Source organism: Solibacillus sp. FSL R5-0449 (assembly GCF_037975215.1).
Lineage (GTDB): Bacteria > Bacillota > Bacilli > Bacillales_A > Planococcaceae > Solibacillus.
In genome coordinates this window covers 1,190,439-1,208,375 of sequence record NZ_CP150239.1, presented here as the reverse complement: position 1 = coordinate 1,208,375, position 17,937 = coordinate 1,190,439, and the positions used below count along the sequence as shown (strand labels likewise).

The 17,937-nt window shown below is 33.9% G+C and carries 15 protein-coding genes and 1 riboswitch; of the genes, 4 read left to right on the top strand and 11 right to left on the bottom strand.

The features are described from left to right. Nucleotides 1-276: 276 nt before the first annotated feature. Nucleotides 277-618: a hypothetical protein gene (locus tag MKY27_RS05785; protein ID WP_339198470.1), complete on the bottom strand. Its 342-nt coding sequence runs from the start codon at nt 616-618 to the stop codon at nt 277-279. Nucleotides 619-1,231: 613 nt separating this feature from the next. Here MKY27_RS05785 and MKY27_RS05780 point away from each other — a divergent pair. After that, nucleotides 1,232-3,619 (top strand): AAA family ATPase, encoded by a 2,388-nt coding sequence (locus MKY27_RS05780; RefSeq protein WP_339198468.1) that lies wholly within the window; start codon nt 1,232-1,234, stop codon nt 3,617-3,619. Between the two features lie 128 nt (nt 3,620-3,747). Here the strand turns inward: MKY27_RS05780 and MKY27_RS05775 are convergent, their stop codons facing one another. The 4 genes from MKY27_RS05775 to MKY27_RS05760 all read right to left on the bottom strand — a co-directional run bounded on the left by MKY27_RS05775 (nt 3,748) and on the right by MKY27_RS05760 (nt 8,570). Further along, nucleotides 3,748-5,316, bottom strand: a complete 1,569-nt coding sequence (locus MKY27_RS05775) for an IS1182 family transposase (protein WP_107934954.1) — start codon at nt 5,314-5,316, stop codon at nt 3,748-3,750. Nucleotides 5,317-5,639: 323 nt separating this feature from the next. Next, nucleotides 5,640-7,385, bottom strand: a complete 1,746-nt coding sequence (locus MKY27_RS05770) for a DUF2326 domain-containing protein (RefSeq protein ID WP_339198462.1) — start codon at nt 7,383-7,385, stop codon at nt 5,640-5,642. Beyond that, nucleotides 7,376-7,606, bottom strand: a complete 231-nt coding sequence (locus MKY27_RS05765) for an ABC-three component system middle component 6 (RefSeq protein ID WP_339198459.1) — start codon at nt 7,604-7,606, stop codon at nt 7,376-7,378. The genes MKY27_RS05770 and MKY27_RS05765 overlap by 10 nt, the downstream gene beginning before the upstream one ends. Continuing rightward, nucleotides 7,593-8,570, bottom strand: coding sequence for an ABC-three component system protein (locus tag MKY27_RS05760; RefSeq protein ID WP_339198456.1), 978 nt, complete (start codon nt 8,568-8,570; stop codon nt 7,593-7,595). The genes MKY27_RS05765 and MKY27_RS05760 overlap by 14 nt, the downstream gene beginning before the upstream one ends. Before the next feature lie 269 nt (nt 8,571-8,839). Here MKY27_RS05760 and MKY27_RS05755 point away from each other — a divergent pair, with 269 nt between their 5' ends. Both MKY27_RS05755 and MKY27_RS05750 read left to right on the top strand, forming a co-directional pair. Then, complete coding sequence (locus MKY27_RS05755) at nt 8,840-9,238, top strand: ImmA/IrrE family metallo-endopeptidase (RefSeq protein ID WP_339199638.1); 399 nt, start codon at nt 8,840-8,842, stop codon at nt 9,236-9,238. Between the two features lie 37 nt (nt 9,239-9,275). Then, the gene (locus MKY27_RS05750) at nt 9,276-10,406 is read left to right on the top strand and encodes a tyrosine-type recombinase/integrase (protein ID WP_339198455.1); all 1,131 of its coding nucleotides are present in this window, start codon (nt 9,276-9,278) and stop codon (nt 10,404-10,406) included. Between the two features lie 95 nt (nt 10,407-10,501). On the opposite strand, the gene glnA is transcribed toward MKY27_RS05750, so the two are convergent. Beyond that, complete coding sequence (glnA, locus tag MKY27_RS05745) at nt 10,502-11,848, bottom strand: type I glutamate--ammonia ligase (protein ID WP_339199636.1); 1,347 nt, start codon at nt 11,846-11,848, stop codon at nt 10,502-10,504. A 40-nt stretch (nt 11,849-11,888) separates the two neighbouring features. Then, nucleotides 11,889-12,284 carry a MerR family transcriptional regulator gene (locus MKY27_RS05740; RefSeq protein WP_339198452.1) on the bottom strand — a complete coding sequence of 132 codons (396 nt, stop codon included), beginning with the start codon at nt 12,282-12,284 and terminating at the stop codon, nt 11,889-11,891. 317 nt (nt 12,285-12,601) lie between these two features. Between MKY27_RS05740 and MKY27_RS05735 the strand changes: the two genes are divergently transcribed. Further along, a complete protein-coding gene (locus tag MKY27_RS05735) occupies nt 12,602-13,459 on the top strand; it encodes a YitT family protein (RefSeq protein ID WP_339198450.1) in 858 nt (285 codons plus the stop codon). Between the two features lie 49 nt (nt 13,460-13,508). Here MKY27_RS05735 and brnQ read toward each other — a convergent pair whose 3' ends face one another. The 4 genes from brnQ to MKY27_RS05715 form a co-directional block, all read right to left on the bottom strand. Beyond that, the gene (brnQ, locus tag MKY27_RS05730) at nt 13,509-14,861 is read right to left on the bottom strand and encodes a branched-chain amino acid transport system II carrier protein (protein ID WP_339198447.1); all 1,353 of its coding nucleotides are present in this window, start codon (nt 14,859-14,861) and stop codon (nt 13,509-13,511) included. Between the two features lie 177 nt (nt 14,862-15,038). Continuing rightward, nucleotides 15,039-15,614, bottom strand: coding sequence for an ECF transporter S component (locus MKY27_RS05725; RefSeq protein ID WP_339198445.1), 576 nt, complete (start codon nt 15,612-15,614; stop codon nt 15,039-15,041). A gap of 243 nt (nt 15,615-15,857) precedes the next feature. Continuing rightward, nucleotides 15,858-16,032: riboswitch (FMN riboswitch) on the bottom strand. Between the two features lie 104 nt (nt 16,033-16,136). Then, nucleotides 16,137-17,360: a hypothetical protein gene (locus MKY27_RS05720; protein WP_339198442.1), complete on the bottom strand. Its 1,224-nt coding sequence runs from the start codon at nt 17,358-17,360 to the stop codon at nt 16,137-16,139. Next, on the bottom strand, nt 17,357-17,890 hold the full coding sequence (locus MKY27_RS05715; protein WP_079525770.1) for an RNA polymerase sigma factor SigX: 534 nt from the start codon (nt 17,888-17,890) through the stop codon (nt 17,357-17,359). The genes MKY27_RS05720 and MKY27_RS05715 overlap by 4 nt, the downstream gene beginning before the upstream one ends. Between the last annotated feature and the right edge of the window lie 47 nt (nt 17,891-17,937).

The following is a 17,937-nucleotide window of genomic DNA, read 5'->3' as shown; positions in this document are numbered from 1 at the left end:
TTTTGCTAGCCGGGTGGAAGGAACGTTATTTTCCGGCATATATCTAGATCGTTTCTGGGGTTCGCGAGACCCGCAGGCTTTTCAAATATTGCCAGAAGGACCCACTTTTATTTTTATAAAATAATAATTGCAATAAAAAAAGACGACGCAGCATGAGCCACATCGCCTGTCGTTATGTTGTTATACATATTACATACTACTATAATAGCACGTTCATTTCGAAAAAGACTGCCAACTTACTGCCACAAGTCTGCCATATTTATTTCTCTGTACAATTTAATTAGTATAAAAATTCCACTCATCAATATCGGGAATATAAATCGGTTGAATATTCATATTTTGCAAATCTATATTTACATCATTTTCGAACTGTTTATAATCGGGGATTTCTACATCTGTAAATCCATCTGGAGAACTAGCATATGAGTTAATTTCGTATATCCCCTTGTTTTCATCCCAATTAAATTCTACCTTAATATCTATTCTATATTTTTTCCAACCATCATCACCATAAGCCTTATTTTCATACTCATAATTAAATTCGAAATAATGAGGAGGTTCATTTTCTCCACCACTACCTTGATTTAAAAAATCAAAGACTTTATTTAAAAATCCCATATTTACACCTACCTTCAAAAGTATATTTACAGTATATCCCTTTTCTGTTTAATAACATATAGATTAGCTTAACTTTTAATAATTTGATGCTTTTTAATTGGAACTACATAATAAATAGACATTAACATAACTTATATTCTGTTAACCTCTAGAAGTCTATATAAATTCAGTTATACCAACTCTTTATGATACTTATTCCTTTCGAGCTTTACAACATTACATTGAGTAAATGTTATTCGCGCACTAAAGTGTGAAAGTAATGTGAAATGTTTCTCATTTCCTAAAAAACAATAAAAGCACCCTGAAATTTCAAGATGCTTTAATCATTTTCATATTCACTTGTTAATATAAGTTCACTTTAAAATGAGCTTTAATCCTTATAAGAGAAACTCGCCTGTTCGGAATATAAGGTAATCCAGATTTTTCTGGTTGACCTTTTTCTTTTGGTCTTTTTTATATCGATATTCGGTGTGATTTCATTAGAATAAAGGCGATTTAATCACATAGTTGAAATGATAAATCGACTTTATTTTCTTATTTCCTACAAATAGAAGGAATTAATGAATTAGATATAGAACTAGTACATTGATACTATTAAAAAGGAGGCGTATATATGTCGATTAGTGCAATTGAAATTAAAGGCGGATATTATAAAGAAAAAAAGCAATTTAAAATATTCACAAATTCACACCAAGTAGCTTCAATTATATACGGTAAAAATGGCAGTGGGAAATCTAGTATTGCTAGAGCATTTAATGAAGTTTTTAACACTATGGAAGTAACAGAATTTCCAGAAATAAATTTTTTAAAATTGCAACAACACCCTAAACAAGGCTTAGATCCATTAGCAATTGAAAGTATCAATACACCATGTTTTGTCCATAATGAAGAATTTACTTTAGATAAAGTTTCCTTCAATGAGAATGGACTGGAAACAATCGTCATGTTTGGTGAGCAAATTGAAATCACTTCTAAAATTGATGATCTTACAAATTCATTGACTAGTTTAAAAGAAGAACATAGTTTTTTAGAAACTAATTATATTGCTTTAAACTCTTTAACTCACACAGAATCGCATCTCTATATCAAAGAAGAAATTAGAAATAAGTTAAAAAATACGTGGGCAAATAGACATCAAATTATTACTGGCAATAAAACTGCTGGTAGAGTTGACGAAAATTTAATTAATACTATTATTGATGCTAATAGTTTTACTAATACTTTAGAAGAAGTAAATTTGACTTTTAATAATATGTTAAATAAATATCAAACTTTAAAATCCTCTAACGTGATAAATAAGTTACCAGTAGTTAATTTACCTCAAAACATAAATACTCTTATTAATCTACTACAAACTGAACTTGAGGAACCTATTCTAACAAATAAAGAAAAAGAAATTCTTCAAATATTAAATTCTTTAAATGATAATGACACAAAAAACACACTTGAATTTTTAAACTCTGAAAAGTCAACTTGTCATACTTGTTTACAGGATGTTTCACCTCAACATAAATTAAGTGTTTTAAATGGTATTCAAAAAATTCTTAACACAGAAGAAGCAAATACATTAAAAAATACACTCATCGATTTGAATATTCTTCCTCTAATCATTAACTATACATACTTAGAAGAGATTATTGATAGTGATTTAAAAAATGAACTTTCTTCAAAATTAGATTTTTTTAATAATGAGATTAAAAATATCAATGAATCTAAAAAAAATAAAATAAACAACCCATACAAATCAATAAAATTACACTTTAATATTAAACATGCGTTTGATGAATTGAATAATATTATAAATAAAGTAAATGCACAGATAGAAATTTTCAATGATGAAATTAAACAGAAAAATACATTGCTCGAGGAATTAAAAGTTCTTAATCTAAAAATTGCATCTATAGAAACCCAAGACCTTGTAAAAATATATAAAGGGAAATTAAAGAATTTTAATCAACTAAAAATTGATTTAGATAATAAAGCCTCAGCTATCAATAATGTAGATAGCTTAATTAAAAATGAACAGGCCGCATTGAGTAATATACATATTGCTCTAGAATTAATCAATAGTTATTTACAGTATATTTTCTACGATGAAAATAGATTGTATCTCACTTCCTCTGAAAATACTTATACTGTTATGAGTAGAAATGAACCTGTTAAGCCTAGTTCATTATCTATAGGTGAAAAAAATATTATCTCCTTATGTTACTTTTTCTCTACACTTTTTAAGGAAGAGAATATTAAACAATTATTTCAAAAAGAATGTATTCTTATTTTAGACGATCCGCTATCTAGTTTCGATTTCGAAAACAAAGTTGGAGTATACTCTTTCTTAAGATATATTCTTAATGAACTTCATTGCGGTAACGAAAAGAGTAAATCAATAATTCTTACTCATGATTTAGATGTTCTTTATAATATGACTAAAGTATATAGCGATATAAATATTAATAAGAAAAAAATAGGATTATTTAACTTACTTAATAAAAATTTAGAAGTAATTAATAATACTAATTACGATGAATACTCTCAATTACTCCAAAATATTTACAATTTCGTTATTGATAGTTCTAGTAACGACTTAAATATTGGGAATAATTTAAGACGGGTTCTCGAAGCTTATGCAACATTTAATTACAAATGTGGTATTGAAGAATTAACTCGCGACCCTGCCATTTTAGAACATTTTACTGAAGCACAAAAAAATTATTTTAGTAATAGTATGTACAGGTTAATTCTAAATACTGAAAGTCATTTAAATGAACGCTCAAAATTAATTCTTTCCACTACATTTAAAGAACATTTTTCAATAGATGAAAAAGTTAAAACTGCCAAAGATATTTTAATGTTTTTATACTTATTAAATCCATTACATTTAGAATTACACTTAAAAGTTGGTAATGAAGATATAAATATTAAAACTGAACAAATAAAATCATGGATTGACACGACATTTCCATCTGCTCCCACAGAGCCTCTAGTCTCAATAATTTCATAAAAAAATGAGGCTGGGACATAACCCAAAAACGAGGCTGGGACAGAATTAGTTCCAGTTCACGCAAAAAGAGAAATTGCACAATGCAATTTCTCTTTTTGCGTTTTATAAAGAAAATATTGGAAGAGGTGTTATCCTCTTACCGCATATTTCCTTAAATTTGTGGCCATTAATGCCAAGCCTATTTCGTTAGTAACCTTCGATTTTCCACGAACTGAAAATCGGCGGAAACACAAATTAGCCTTCAAGAATCCAAAAACTGGTTCCACGTCAATTTTACGTCGACGATAAATGGCAGCCGTTTTTTCTTCTGAAAGCTTCGCTCTTACTTCTTCTTTTTGTTGTTCCCAATTCTCGTTAATCATGAGTCTACGGTTTTTCCCTTCCGCAGCTTTCGTACATTTTGTACGGAAAGGACATCCTGTACATTCCTCACACTCATAGATTTTAAATTCTCGTTGGAAACCTGCTTTATCCGTACGAACAGAATTGTATTGGAATCTTAATCTCTTTTCATTTGGACAAATGTAGACATCGTTTTCTTTCTCATACACCCAATTACTTGTCTTAAAAGGGTCATTTTTATATTTTCGCTTCTGTTCGTTCAAGTATTGATTAAATGTAATGAGTGGAGTTCGTTTGCGTTTGTTAAGAATATCATGGTAATTCTGTTCACTGCCGTATCCGGCATCCGCTACAATATGTTTTGGTAACTCAAAATAATTTTCTTCAATTTGATTAAGAAATGGAATAAGTGTTTTCGTGTCTGTTGGATTTGGAAATACATCATAAGCGAGTGTGTATTGACCTTCAGTAGCGATTTGTACATTATAACCTGGCTTCAATTGACCGTTTTGCATATAGTCATCTTTCATCCGCATGAATGTTGCTTCGTGATCTGTCTTTGAATAACTATTGCGTGTACCAAACACTTCAAAATCCTTTTCATATTTCTGTTTTCTTATAATCCAATCATATACTTGTTTGAGGATTTGCTTTGGTGTTTTTCGTTCGCTACGTAATCTTTTTCGCTCAATGACATCTTCAGAATGTTCTATTTTGCTTGTATAGTCGTCGACTACTTCTTCTAGGTGATGTGCTACTTGAGTTAACTCTTCTATTGATAACTGCTCATCACTTTCACGTTTGATTTCAGGAATAATTTGATGTTCCAATAACTCATCGTAAAGTTTATTTGATTTTTCTACGAGGTTGGTATGATGTTTTTCCACTGATTTTTTCCAAACAAATGTGAACTTATTGGCATTTGCCTCAATCTTTGTGCCATCGATAAAAATCGCTTCTTGATCGATGAGTTTTTCTTCAACTAGCTGACAACGAAATTGTACAAAACATTGGCGAATGAGTTCCTTCATATTGGGATGTACACGAAAACGGTTAATAGTGCGATAACTTGGTTCATATCCTTGGGCAAGCCACATCATACGGATACTGTCTCTTGTCAGATCCTCTATTTTTCTTCCTGAAAAAGTGGATTGTGTGTAACCGCATAAAATCAGCTTTAGCATCATACGTGGATGATATGATGGACAACCAGTATGGTGAATAAAAGGAGCGAAAGCTTCGTTCGGAATGCTTTCGACCAAATGATGGATAGAAAAGGCAATATCATTTTTATGTAACTTTACTTCTAAATCTAGCGGTAATATAATTTGATTCATGTTATAATCTTTAAACATAGGGACACTTCTTTCGTTTGAAATTTGGTTGTAGGATACTTAAATTTTAACAGAGAATGTCCTTTTTTCATGCCTGAAATTATGCAGAGATTTACTTGATATAGAAGAAAAATTAGTTGTTCGGAGTGAAGGCGGCGACTCCCAGGGGACAAGCACGTGGGAGAGACTACAGGCTCGAGCCGTGCCCCCAGGAATGCGTCCGCCGTAACGGAGAACAACGGCTACATAGTAGAAACAATAATAAAGCCGTTCAAACTTTACTCATCGTAAAGTTTGAACGGCTTTTGAATTTGAGGTGGGTTTTGTCCCAACCCCATTTATTTTTATCTATTTTCTATTCTAAATAATTTATCTTCTTGAGATAATCTTAATACTACAAAATTATCTGTATTTAATTCCTGTGGAATTTTATCACTTAAAATCGACAAAATTACCTGAATATTTTTATCCTTAATATAGTTATTTAAATTTATTAATTGATTACCATGCATTAGCTCCTTTTTATCATTTAGAATAAAGTGCAATACTGGTATATTTTCAATATCTGCAAATTGAATGTAAGCAAGATCAAAGCAAAGAATTTCTCCCTGCTTTTTACCTGAACTTGCATTTGCATTAAATGAATAAAAAACATATACATCCCTTTTTGATTTTTTATGTTCTTTCACTTCAAATGTTATTGCATAAGTTTCTCCATAAAGTTTTGTAGCTACATCAGCGAAGTACTTATTAAATTTCGTTAATTGTTTTTTTATCTGATTTTGAAATTCTTCGCTAAACTGCTGTTCATCTATCAATTTCAAATCTTCTTCTAAATCGTTAATAATTTCTTCTACCTGGTTAATTTGGTTAATGGTATTTTCTATTTCCCCCATTTCTTGATGAACTTCGTTTGACTTTTTAATTAAATCTTCCAAATCCTTAAAAGTATTACTTTTAACTATTTTTTTTGATAAGTCTTTCTCCTTCTCCAACTCTTGTTCTAATAATTTTTTTAAATTAATTATTTCTTTATCTATATCGGGTAATTCATGACCTACAAAATTCACCTTCTCAATTATCATTTTATTATGATATTCTACAAGCTCTTCAAATGTTTTTTGAAGATTTTCTACGTATTGTGAAGCTTGATCATAAATAATCCTTAATTGTTGAATATTAATTTTTGCACTTTGGCTTTTTAAATCTTCGATTGCTTCAGTTATAATTTTTTTTCTTAAAGTTAACTTTGATATTTCTGAACTAATTTTTGTAATTTTATATTTTACTTCGTTCAATAACCCTAAATCTGTTTCATAATTCTGATTTATATTCAGTTGTTGAATTTTTCGTTCCAGATTAAGTATGTCTTCTTTAGTTAAAGAAAGTTTAAATTCTAATGCATTTTTATCAAATGGCTTTTCTAATCGTGCCTTATACGTTTTTTCTACAGCTATTTTACTAATATAAGGAGCACGTTCAGATTGTTCAACACCAAAGAGATATAAGTGTAATGTCTCGTATTCAGGTTCTGAGGTGTAACTAGAAAGTACTTTTAACGTATTGCTGATTCTTTGTTCAGAATATCTAATATTATGAGAAATTATTTCTCTAAAAGTTGGCTTTTCGGATTTTCTCTCACCTATAATCAATTCATCTAATTTATCTAAAAAATCCTGTCCTGAATTTCCTATATAGTTATATCCATTAATTTCCATAATCCTTTTGTTTCTTAATAAGAAATTTCTTTTAATAACAATTTCTTTGCTAATGTCATCTTCCAAGTCTTCTTTTAAAATTAAAGTAACTATCACATGATTATTCTGCAAAAACTCTTTAATATATTTAATTTCTTTTTTATTTTCATTATCAAGATATATGTCCCTTGGATCGTTACCTAAACAAAAATCAATTAATTTTAATACAGTAGTTTTACCAACATTATTCCCGGTTTTAGTAATTCCATTTTTATCTATGTCATCCGAAGGGAATACAGGTGTTTCATCTACTATTAAATTAAGCCCTTTGTGAAAAGGGACTTTTCTAATCATTCCTGATTTATCTTCAATCACTAACTCTTTTATAAACATAAATGTACAGCTCCCTTTTCATCTACTTCTGCTAAATTCATTAGAAATAACCAGTCTAAACAAAGAATAAAAACCGGAAACGTCATAGCCTTCTCGCTATTAACAATCTTGTAAAGCTGAATCATATCTAAATCCTCTTGCGTAACTTGTAATTTTTCCAGTACAATTGCTCCGTTGAAATATATACTATCAAGGGGATGCATATTTTTAGGTAATAACATGAGTATATCCCTCCGGATTTTCAAAAATTTCGCATCTTATAAATGCGTCTACAACTATTATAGAAATACAAACTTCCAATTCTTCGTCTGGTATATTAACATAATTTTCACTTTGCATTATATACATTTTAGTTTCATTCAAGATTTTTAAAAATACTTCCCCACTAGTATTACATGCTATTAATGCTTCTTCATAAAATGAATTGAGTTTATCAAAGACAGACAAACTTCTATTCGAACCTAATTGGTCATATTCACGATAAATTGAATCTACTTGAGAATAATAAATTTTATATCTATTAATTCTCCTTTTCATATGTAATAAGTTATTAAACTCTACCTTATTTTCTATATTAAATTCATGTAAATTTGAATTCGTGTCTTTTACTCTTAAATTTTGTTCTGCTAAAGAATTGATTACCATAGTTAAATTTGAAGTGATTTTTGTTGATTCGTAATCAATACTTAAGTCTAAATCTATAAGTTCTTTAATGTCTATGAGTTTATTTGTTGGAAGATCAATTAAAACTCTACATAATCCTTTTAAATCTAAAATATCATTATCGGAATCAAAATTTATATTATGAATATTTTTAATTTTACTTTTAGTAAAACTAGTAGCAGAAATTTTTAAAAATAGAAAACGTAAAGTATATCCTTCTTTTTGGAATTTATCTAATATATCTTTCTTTAAAGTTGAATTTATTTTTTCAAGTGTACATGTTGAAGTAACTTGTACTATTACTTTATTTTCATTGTCTATAAGATCTATCGCTTCAATATTTTGTTCTAAGTTATTAGCATTTTCTAATTTCAAATTTAATAATTTGTTTAAAAAATCTCTAAAAAACGCTTCAGCATGAATATTTAAATGTAATAAATTTAATGAGCCATTCATTTCTATTCTACTAATCAGGTTAGTAAGTTTAAGCTGTATGTCATCATAATAATTAACCCTATTCATAACAAAACCACCTTCAATAATATGTACCTATGTATTATACAATTATTTCTAATACAATAGGGGATGGTTTTCATCATTTATATTGATTATTATATAATATTTACTATACAATATAAAGAACAAATGTTCTCATTTTAATAATGGAGATGATTGGATGGCTACACAGCATTACACGCACACCGAAGATTACGTCAAAAACTTCTATGAAAAAATCGGCATTACAAAGCCCCAGGAGCTGAATTTTCAAACGATAGCCGAAACAACTAGGCATTTATGTGTTTTACTGGTCAGATGCTAGCCAAGCGCTTTTTACAGGCAATAAAGGATTTATATTATTAAACGAAAACCTGACATCACAGCAACAATGGCAGGAATTTTGTCATGAACTTGCCCATGTTCTCTTCCATGCTGGCAATCAAAGTAAGATTCCTCCAAGCTTTCGGGAGTATCAAGAAGCTAAAGCAAACATTTTTATGTCTCATGCAGCTATCCCTACCTTTATGCTAGATCAATTATCAATTTATAATTTTGATTTTATGACGGTCTATGAAGTGCAAAAGCTTTTTAATGTGGAATATGAATTTGCACTGGAACGACTGCAGCATTACTTAACTCAACATAAATTGTATTCCAAATTGGAATATCCAAATCGATTCTCTAAAGAATGAATTACATATAAGGTTAATTTGTAAAGGAGATGATTTAATGGCCTCATTTCGAAAACGTGGCAAGTATTGGACCTATCGTATTCGTGTAAAAGGATTCAATGATGAATGGAAAGAGTATACCGGAGGTGGCTTTCATTCAAAACCAGAAGCTAGAAAAGCAGCTATGGAAAGAGAAGTCGAATTAAAAAACAATGAGCATCTTGGTGGTAAAATGCTCTTTAAAGTCTTTGGGGAAATGTGGCTTGAAAACTATGTAAAAGATAAATTGAAGCCCAACACTTACAAAACATACCGTAATGCAATTCGCGATCATGCAGGCCCTGCTTTTGGAGATATGCACCTACAGGAAATTCGCCCAATGGCTTATCAAAAATTTATAGATAGCATTATTGAAGGTGGATTAGCACATTCTACAGCTCGTCGTGTTCATAATGCAATTTATCAATGTATGAAACGTGCTGTGTTAAATGGATATATCACTAAAAATCCTTGTGAAAATGTGGTTATAAAAAAACTGCCCGTGAAAAAACTAAAATTCATAGAACCTAGTCTCGTCCCTCAAATTTTAGAATACCTTTATCGCCGTGATTATACATTAGGTTTATTTTTTGAGACACTTTTTGAGACTGGGATGCGTAAAGGTGAATGTGCTGCACTTCGTTTAGATGATATTGATTGGCGTGAAAATACTTTGCGTGTAGATCAAATATTAGATTTCCAACCAGAAGAAGGTGACGATCTCCTGGGTGATCCAAAAACCTATTCCTCTACCCGCATCATAAAAATGCGTCCAAAATATATGCAAAAGCTCAAAACATATGTAAAGTATCGTACCGAACAGAAGATGCTTGTCGGTAGCCTTTACAATCATGAATTAAATCTTGTATTCGCTCGTGATGATGGAAACCCTATTTCAAAATCCACACTTTGGAATGCTTTTAAATCTTCTCAGGAATATTTAGAACTTGAGCCAATTCCGATTCACTCTACCCGTCATACGCATGTGGCAATGCTTATTGAGGCTGGATGGGATATGAAGTCCATTGCTGATCGTCTTGGTCATGAATCTGCTACTACTACAATTAATACTTATGCGCATATATCGCATAAACATGCAGAAAATACCCTTCATAATTTTGATGAATACATGGAAAAATTGGGGCAATAAAAAAGTTTGTGGGCAAAATGTGGGCAATTAAAAATCAGTTTGTGGGCAACAAAAAGGATAAAAGCGTTGGAGCCTACAGCCCCAACGCTTTCCTCTTAGTACATCTTCATATATTGGTCGCGTTCCCACTGGTGCACAGATGTGCGGAACATATCGAACTCCACTTCTTTTGCTTCTTTGAAGTTTGCATAAATATGTTCGCCTAACGCATCGATGATTACTTCATCTTTCGCTAAAGTAGCTAATGCTGCATCCAATGAACCTGGTAAACTTGCAATACCGTAAGCTGCACGCTCTTCAGCATTCATCACATAAATGTTACGGTCAACCGGTGCTGGTGGCTCGATTTCATTTTTCACGCCATCCAATCCTGCAGCCAAAATAACAGCCATCGCTAAGTACGGGTTTGCAGACGGGTCAACTGAACGTAATTCAATACGAGTCGATAGACCGCGAGATTCCGGAATACGTACTAATGGTGAACGGTTCTTTGGTGACCATGCTACATAACAAGGTGCTTCATAGCCAGGTACTAAACGTTTGTATGAGTTAACAGTCGGATTTGTCACCGCTGTAAATCCTTGAACGTGTTTTAATACACCTGCTAAGAAATGTTTCGCTGTTTTTGATAACTGTAAGTCTTCCCCTTCATCCCAGAATGCATTTTTGCTTCCTTGGAATAAAGATAAGTTGAAGTGCATTCCTGAACCGTTCACACCGAATAATGGTTTTGGCATAAATGTTGCATGTAAGCCATGTTTACGCGCAATTGTTTTTACTACTAACTTGAACGTTTGAATATTATCGCACGCTTCCACCGCGTTGGCATATTTGAAGTCGATTTCGTGTTGACCTGGAGCTACTTCATGGTGTGATGCTTCAATTTCAAAGCCCATTTCCTCAAGTTCCAATACGATATCGCGGCGGCAGTTTTCCCCTAAATCAGTTGGTGCCAAGTCGAAGTAGCCACCATCATCATTTAATTCTAATGTCGGATTACCTTTTTCATCTAATTTAAATAAGAAGAATTCTGGCTCAGGCCCTAAGTTAAAGCTAGTAAAACCTAAGTCTTCCATTTCTTTTAACATTCTTTTTAAGTTTGAGCGTGGATCCCCTTCAAAAGGAGAGCCGTCCGGACGTGCGATGTCACAAATTAATCGGGCAACTTTCCCTTTTTCTGCAGTCCATGGGAATATCATGAAAGTATCTAAATCCGGACGCAAATACATGTCAGATTCTTCAATACGCACGAAACCTTCAATTGAAGAACCGTCAAACATCATTTTGTTATCCAGCGCTTTATCTAACTGACTTACCGGAATTTCAACGTTTTTGATTGTTCCTAAAATATCAGTAAATTGCAGACGAATAAATTTTACATTTTTATCTGCCACTATTTTTTTAATGCTTTCTTTCGTCGCTTTGCTTGTTCCATTCACCATTACATTTGCCATACTTCAACACTCTCCTTTTTAGTTGGTCCTACTCAGTTTTATATTGAAAGAAACGCGATAAATCGCCTTGACGTAGTGATGTCTTTTGCATGCGCTGCGCTTGCTGCATTTCTTCACGCAATATCGTCCGCAATTCTGTATCTGTCACGCGAACTACGTCAGGTTTCTTTACATACTCTTTCGATCTCATCGCAAATACTTTTTTGACACCCGCCATATTAATGCCCTGGTCGAGTAACTCCCTTATTTCCAGCAACGCATCAATATCATCAAGAGAAAACATCCTTCGATTCCCTTCTGATCTAGCAGGGACGATTAGTTCATGTTCTTCATAATAACGAATTTGTCTGGCCGTTAATTCAGTCAATTGCATTACCATGCTAATCGGCAGTAACGGCATCGCTCTTCGAAATTCTCGACTCATTATCTCGCCTCCCTCTTCTTACCATTTACTTTAAACGAATGTAACATCCACTGTCAATCTAATGTTATAAAAACTAACATACGTTTTTTAGAACGATTTAATCGCATAATTCGAACATTCCCTTAAATGGATTTTTAACCCATGTTACATTTCAAGACATATCTCACAATAAAATAAAATAAAATTTTATTAGCATCCATTAGTACATAACTTAATTTCCATTTTTTACGTAAAAAAATCGGTTAATTTACCCGTTGAAAAGTCACCTAGCCAAAATTGATGTATAATTGTTACCATGCAAATTGAGGAGGAATTATATGACGAAGCAAGACATCGCAAAGTCAATCGGACAAAAAATCATCGTTATTATCGGCGGTTTGATTGCCGCTTACGGATTAGAAGCTGTATTAATACCAAATAACGTATCGGATGGTGGAATCACAGGGATTAGTATCGTTATTTCTCAACTAACACCATTAACATTAGGCATGCTGATTGCCTTATTAAACATCCCGTTTATTTATTTAGGCTATAAACAAATCGGAAAAACCTTCGCGATTAATTCTGTTATCGGGATTGCATCATTAGCGATCGGTACTTCACTTATGCACCATGTACCGACAATCATTTCGGGCGATGCCTTGCTCATTACAGTTGTAGGGGGAATCATTTTAGGTATCGGTATGGGGTTAGCACTTCGTAATGGTGGTGCGTTGGATGGGATAGACATGCTTGCTGTGCTGCTTTCAAGAAAACTGCCTTTCAGTACAAGTGACCTCATTCTATTTTTAAACTTTTTCGTTTTCATCGTTGTATCGTTTGTTTTCGGATTTAAAGGTGCATTGTTATCAGCGATTGCGTACTATATCGCATCAAAAGTTATTTTAATCGTTGAAGAGGGACTAAGCGGTTCCAAAACGTATAAAATCATTACAAAAGAACCTGTTAAAATGGTCGAAACAATCCGCGACCGTTTAGGACGAAGCGCGACGTTCAATACGGTATACGGTGCTTACTCCAATCAGGAATTCCAAGAAATTACATGTGTAATCAACCGGATGGAAGAAAGTAAAATAAAGTTAATCATTCGTGAAATCGATCCGAATGCCTTTGTGACTGTATATGAAGTGGTTGAAGTTAAAGGCGGCAGCTTCAAAAAACAAAATATCCATTAAACAGAAAATGTGTGTGTAAAAGGATTTTCTCCTTTTACACACACATTTTTTAATTTTTATTTACATCATTACTACGGTTCGGAACACATAATCCGATAACCGCTCCCACTACAGCCGGAACAATCCAACCTAACCCAATTGAATACAGCGGCAAGTAATCCGCGTAGACCGTCGAAACAGATGTCAGCATACTCATTTCAAATGCCGGCACACTTCCGATCAGTGCATTGTAGCCATCAATTATACTTATAAAGAAGACAAGTAAAATCGCCCATGCAAATACAGGCTTTTTGTATTGAAACAACGGACCTAAAAGCGCCAGTATAATTAATACAATTGCCAGCGGGTAAAGGAACATCAGCACCGGAATCGCATAGGTAATAATATTCGTTAACCCAAAGTTTGCAATGATAAACGAAACAACACATAACATGACTACAAATGTTTTATAGCTGATTTTCGGAAACACCTCATGGAAAAACTCACTGCACGAAGTAATGAGCCCGATACTTGTTTTCAAACATGCCAGTACAATAATAATCGCCAATAAAATCGCGCCGTACGAACCGAAGTAATGATCAGCAACCGCCGCAAAAATTTGCCCGCCATTTTCAAATGTACCAATTGCCGTTACACTCGATGCTCCCATGTAAGCAATCAGACCATAAATGAGCATCATTAATGCCATTGCAAAAATACCCGATTTCCAAGTCGCTTTTGCAATTTCTTTTTTATCTGTAATACCTGTCCGTTTAATCGCATGGATGACTACAATACCGAACGCAAGTGAAGCAAGCGCATCCATCGTATTATAACCTTCTTTAAACCCTGTCATAAATGCCTCGTTAATATAGGCTCCAGCAGGCTCAACGAATTTCCCCATAGGAGAAAACAGACTAATTCCGATCAATACAAATAAGAAAATCAAAAATGCCGGCGTTAAGTACTTTCCGATAATATCCATTATTTTCGCCGGATTTAACGAAAAGTAAAAAACGATCGCGAAGAAAACAAAACTGAATACCGCCAGCCACAATGCTGCCTGTGAAGGATCGATAAACGGTTCAAATCCCACGACAAACGGTACTGTTGCTGTACGCGGAATTGCAAAAAATGGCCCGATCGTTAAGTATAAAGCCAATGCAAATAACAAACCAAACATCGGATGTACTTTACTTGCTAAATCACGCAAGCCATTACTTCCCGACAATCCGATTGCCAAAATCCCTAAAAACGGCAAACCAATCGCCGTAACTAAAAAGCCAATTAGCGCAAGCCAATAATTTGTCCCTGCTAATTGCCCCATTTGAATCGGAAATATTAAATTTCCTGCTCCAAAAAACATCCCAAACAGCATCGTGCCGATTACTGCATAGGTTGAAAATGGTATTTTCTTGTCCATCATATTCTCTCCTAAGATGTCATTTCATGGTGTATAAATGAAACGTCCAAATTTTCTTAACAATGTACCACATCATATCAGCACGATAACAGAATGACAATAGTAATAGTAAATATAAAAGGAGCAATGTCATAAAGTTAACACTTTTCGACATCGCTCCGTAATTTCTTATAAAATTTAAGCTAAATATTGTTTGCGCTGATTTTCAATCCATACACGCATTGTACGGTAAAGCATCGTCACAACTACAAACATCATAATCCCTTTAACAATATTAAACGGTAAAATACCTAATACGATCGTTTCGTACATATTATATTCGAAGCCTAGTAAGTACGTGTACAGCGGCAAGAACGCCACATAGTTTAATGCCGCCATTCCAAGTGACATGACAACCGTTGATACTACTAAACCTGTCATTAACCCTTTAGCAGAAGGGAATTTTTTGTAAATATAGTAAGCTGGTAAAATGAATAATACACCTGTAGCGAAGTTAGCCATATGACCTACCGGAATCCCTTCAGGAGCCCCTGTGTAAATCCAGTCCAGCACATTTTTAACCAGTTCAACTAGGATACCTGCAACAGGTCCCATCGTAATTGCCGCAATCAATGCTGGCACATCACTGAAATCAATTTGTAAAAACACCGGGAACCATGGTAGTGGGAAGTTTAACAGCATTAATACAAATGAAACCCCACTCAGCATTGCAATCGTTACGAATGAACGTAACTTTAAACTTCTTTTTTGCATAAAAATCTCTCCTCTTTGCTGATTCCATCTCGCAAGAAGAAAGGACGTATCAAATCATTTCATGAAAAAACCCTTATGCTAAACTAGAGCATAAGGGAGAAATAGGCACACTTAAATAAAGGGTCTATCTGTGCATCTGCAGCCATTCCTGTTTTTTGGTATACGAAAAATATTCCGTTAACAAATAAGGAATTAGAAATAAATACTGCAAAGCACGGCATTTTCAAAAAATGACGACCGTACCTTCACCTTCTCCCATCCAGACTATACTGTCGGCTTTGGAATTGCACCAAATCCTGCACACAAAAAGTGGCTCGCGGGCTCGAAAAGTTTGACATAACTTCCTCCAAGTAAATGGTCAGAGGTTACAACTTTTATTACCGCCGGTCGGGAGTTACACCCTGCCCCGAAGATGAATCAATATGAAATTATGTAGCAATTACCTTGCTATAACTATTATTATATATAAAAAAAAGGAATTGTAAAGCCTATTGCTTACAATTCCTAGTAAAATTATTTGAATTATTGAAATTCATAATGGATACGGTTTGCCGCAACCGGCTTCTCTACTGGTTTTGAGAAGTCAAAACCGCCCCATTGTTCCTGTACGATATTTTCAAACTTTACCTGTTTATCAAAACTTGCCGCTGTCATGATTAATCCTTCAATCATTCGCATTGCTTGAGCAGGTTCATAATTCTCCAGGTTTAAAGGTTCTTCGAATGTGATCGTAACGATTGCATCTGCTTCTTCAACTTTTAAATAAACACCAGGCAAGATGACCGTTCTGTATATATCATTTGCTTCCACCGTCATATTTTTGATTGCTTCTTGCACATCTGTAAAGCTCATTCGGAAATTCGGACTTAAATATACAGCGCCATTCCGCATCTGATACATAAAATAATTATATTGAGCATTCTCGTCATTTAATAAAAACGGCTCATTAACATCACCAATATGGTCAAAGTAAATTGGTGTTCCGGCCGTATTTTCTATTTCCACTTCCGTATATGCACCGCTGAAAGTATCAATAAGGGACCCTAGATAATTCGATAAGGACGCTGTTCCCGCATCATATTGGTGATCTTCCGGCAACATATGGACAAGCTTATCCCCTTCCTCACGCAATTCCCCTTTATACGGATGGTATTCATTAAAGCCAAGTGACTGTTCATCCAGCAGAGGACTGAATGTGTTATAAAGTTCCAGCAACGTCGGATTCTCTTTACCCGTTTTTTCAGCAACAACTTCATTAGGAATCAATATGCTTACAGGTACACTTTCCGCATCGTCCCCTGCAAGACCAATTGTAAATAATGTGTTGCCCTCCAGCTCGTCTTCATAAACTAAAGTCCGCTCTGGCTGTGCTTCCGTTGAGAAACTATTAATCATCGAGCGTTCAGTTTGGGTAGATGCATCTTCTTTTGCGCTCATTGTCATATTCTCTTCGGTTTCCGGATCGGCAAGATCGAATGTTTCATTTTGCATAGAGACCGACTCATTATTACCTATAAATTGCGCACTGATCAAAACAATAATAAATATGGATGCAATGGAAAAGAACAATGGTGCCCATCGAATGCCTTTTTGATTGTTTGGCTGTAGTTGAGGCGGATCTTCATTAAATGCTCCTTCATCCATTAAACGATTGAATACCTCATCTTTTGAACGATGATCGGTTACTTTCGGTGCTTTTTTCAGAAAAAGCTCAATCTCTTTTTCATCCCAATGCTCCTTTTTCATAATGGATTCGCCTCCCTTCCTTCTTGCGCTTCCAATAACAGCCGCAAATTCTTTAAAGCACGGTGCTGTGTCGTCTTAACCTTTCCGGTCGTCCACCCTAATATTTCCGCTGTTTCCTGAATTGAAAGTTCCTGAATGAACCGCATGATAATAACCATTTTCTGATCACCTGAACATTCCTCCAACGCTACCAGTAATTGATGGAGCTGATCATTTAATTCGGTAAATTGTTCAGGTGAAGGGACTGGGCTTACAAGTTGCTCTGTCTCCCAATCAAACGCTGTAAATGCATGCTTATCACGAACTTGCTTTTTTCTGAAATAGTCGATCGCCACATTTTTCGCTATAGAAAACAACCAAGTCTTTTCCGAGCTTTTCCCTTCGAAACGGTCGTATGATTTCAATACACGAACGTATACTTCATGGGCAAGATCCTCAGCTGCGGTACGGTTTTTTACTAAGTAAAATAAGAAATTAAAAACATCCTGATGATACGTATCGTATAATCGATGGAAAATGGATTGCTGCACCCATCCCACCTCCATTCACGTAATTTGTCGTTTTCGAATCAAAAAAG

What these genes read in the sequence shown, in the direction of transcription:
- MKY27_RS05725 (WP_339198445.1), bottom strand. Translation starts at nt 15,614, where the DNA reads ATGCAAAAAAGAAGTTTAAAGTTACGTTCATTCGTAACGATTGCAATG.
- brnQ (WP_339198447.1), bottom strand. Translation starts at nt 14,861, where the DNA reads ATGGACAAGAAAATACCATTTTCAACCTATGCAGTAATCGGCACGATG.
- MKY27_RS05770 (WP_339198462.1), bottom strand. Translation starts at nt 7,385, where the DNA reads ATGTTTATAAAAGAGTTAGTGATTGAAGATAAATCAGGAATGATTAGA.
- MKY27_RS05765 (WP_339198459.1), bottom strand. Translation starts at nt 7,606, where the DNA reads ATGTTATTACCTAAAAATATGCATCCCCTTGATAGTATATATTTCAAC.
- MKY27_RS05780 (WP_339198468.1), top strand. Translation starts at nt 1,232, where the DNA reads ATGTCGATTAGTGCAATTGAAATTAAAGGCGGATATTATAAAGAAAAA.
- glnA (WP_339199636.1), bottom strand. Translation starts at nt 11,848, where the DNA reads ATGGTGAATGGAACAAGCAAAGCGACGAAAGAAAGCATTAAAAAAATA.
- MKY27_RS05735 (WP_339198450.1), top strand. Translation starts at nt 12,602, where the DNA reads ATGACGAAGCAAGACATCGCAAAGTCAATCGGACAAAAAATCATCGTT.
- MKY27_RS05740 (WP_339198452.1), bottom strand. Translation starts at nt 12,284, where the DNA reads ATGAGTCGAGAATTTCGAAGAGCGATGCCGTTACTGCCGATTAGCATG.
- MKY27_RS05785 (WP_339198470.1), bottom strand. Translation starts at nt 618, where the DNA reads ATGGGATTTTTAAATAAAGTCTTTGATTTTTTAAATCAAGGTAGTGGT.
- MKY27_RS05760 (WP_339198456.1), bottom strand. Translation starts at nt 8,570, where the DNA reads ATGAATAGGGTTAATTATTATGATGACATACAGCTTAAACTTACTAAC.
- MKY27_RS05720 (WP_339198442.1), bottom strand. Translation starts at nt 17,360, where the DNA reads ATGAAAAAGGAGCATTGGGATGAAAAAGAGATTGAGCTTTTTCTGAAA.
- MKY27_RS05750 (WP_339198455.1), top strand. Translation starts at nt 9,276, where the DNA reads ATGGCCTCATTTCGAAAACGTGGCAAGTATTGGACCTATCGTATTCGT.
- MKY27_RS05775 (WP_107934954.1), bottom strand. Translation starts at nt 5,316, where the DNA reads ATGTTTAAAGATTATAACATGAATCAAATTATATTACCGCTAGATTTA.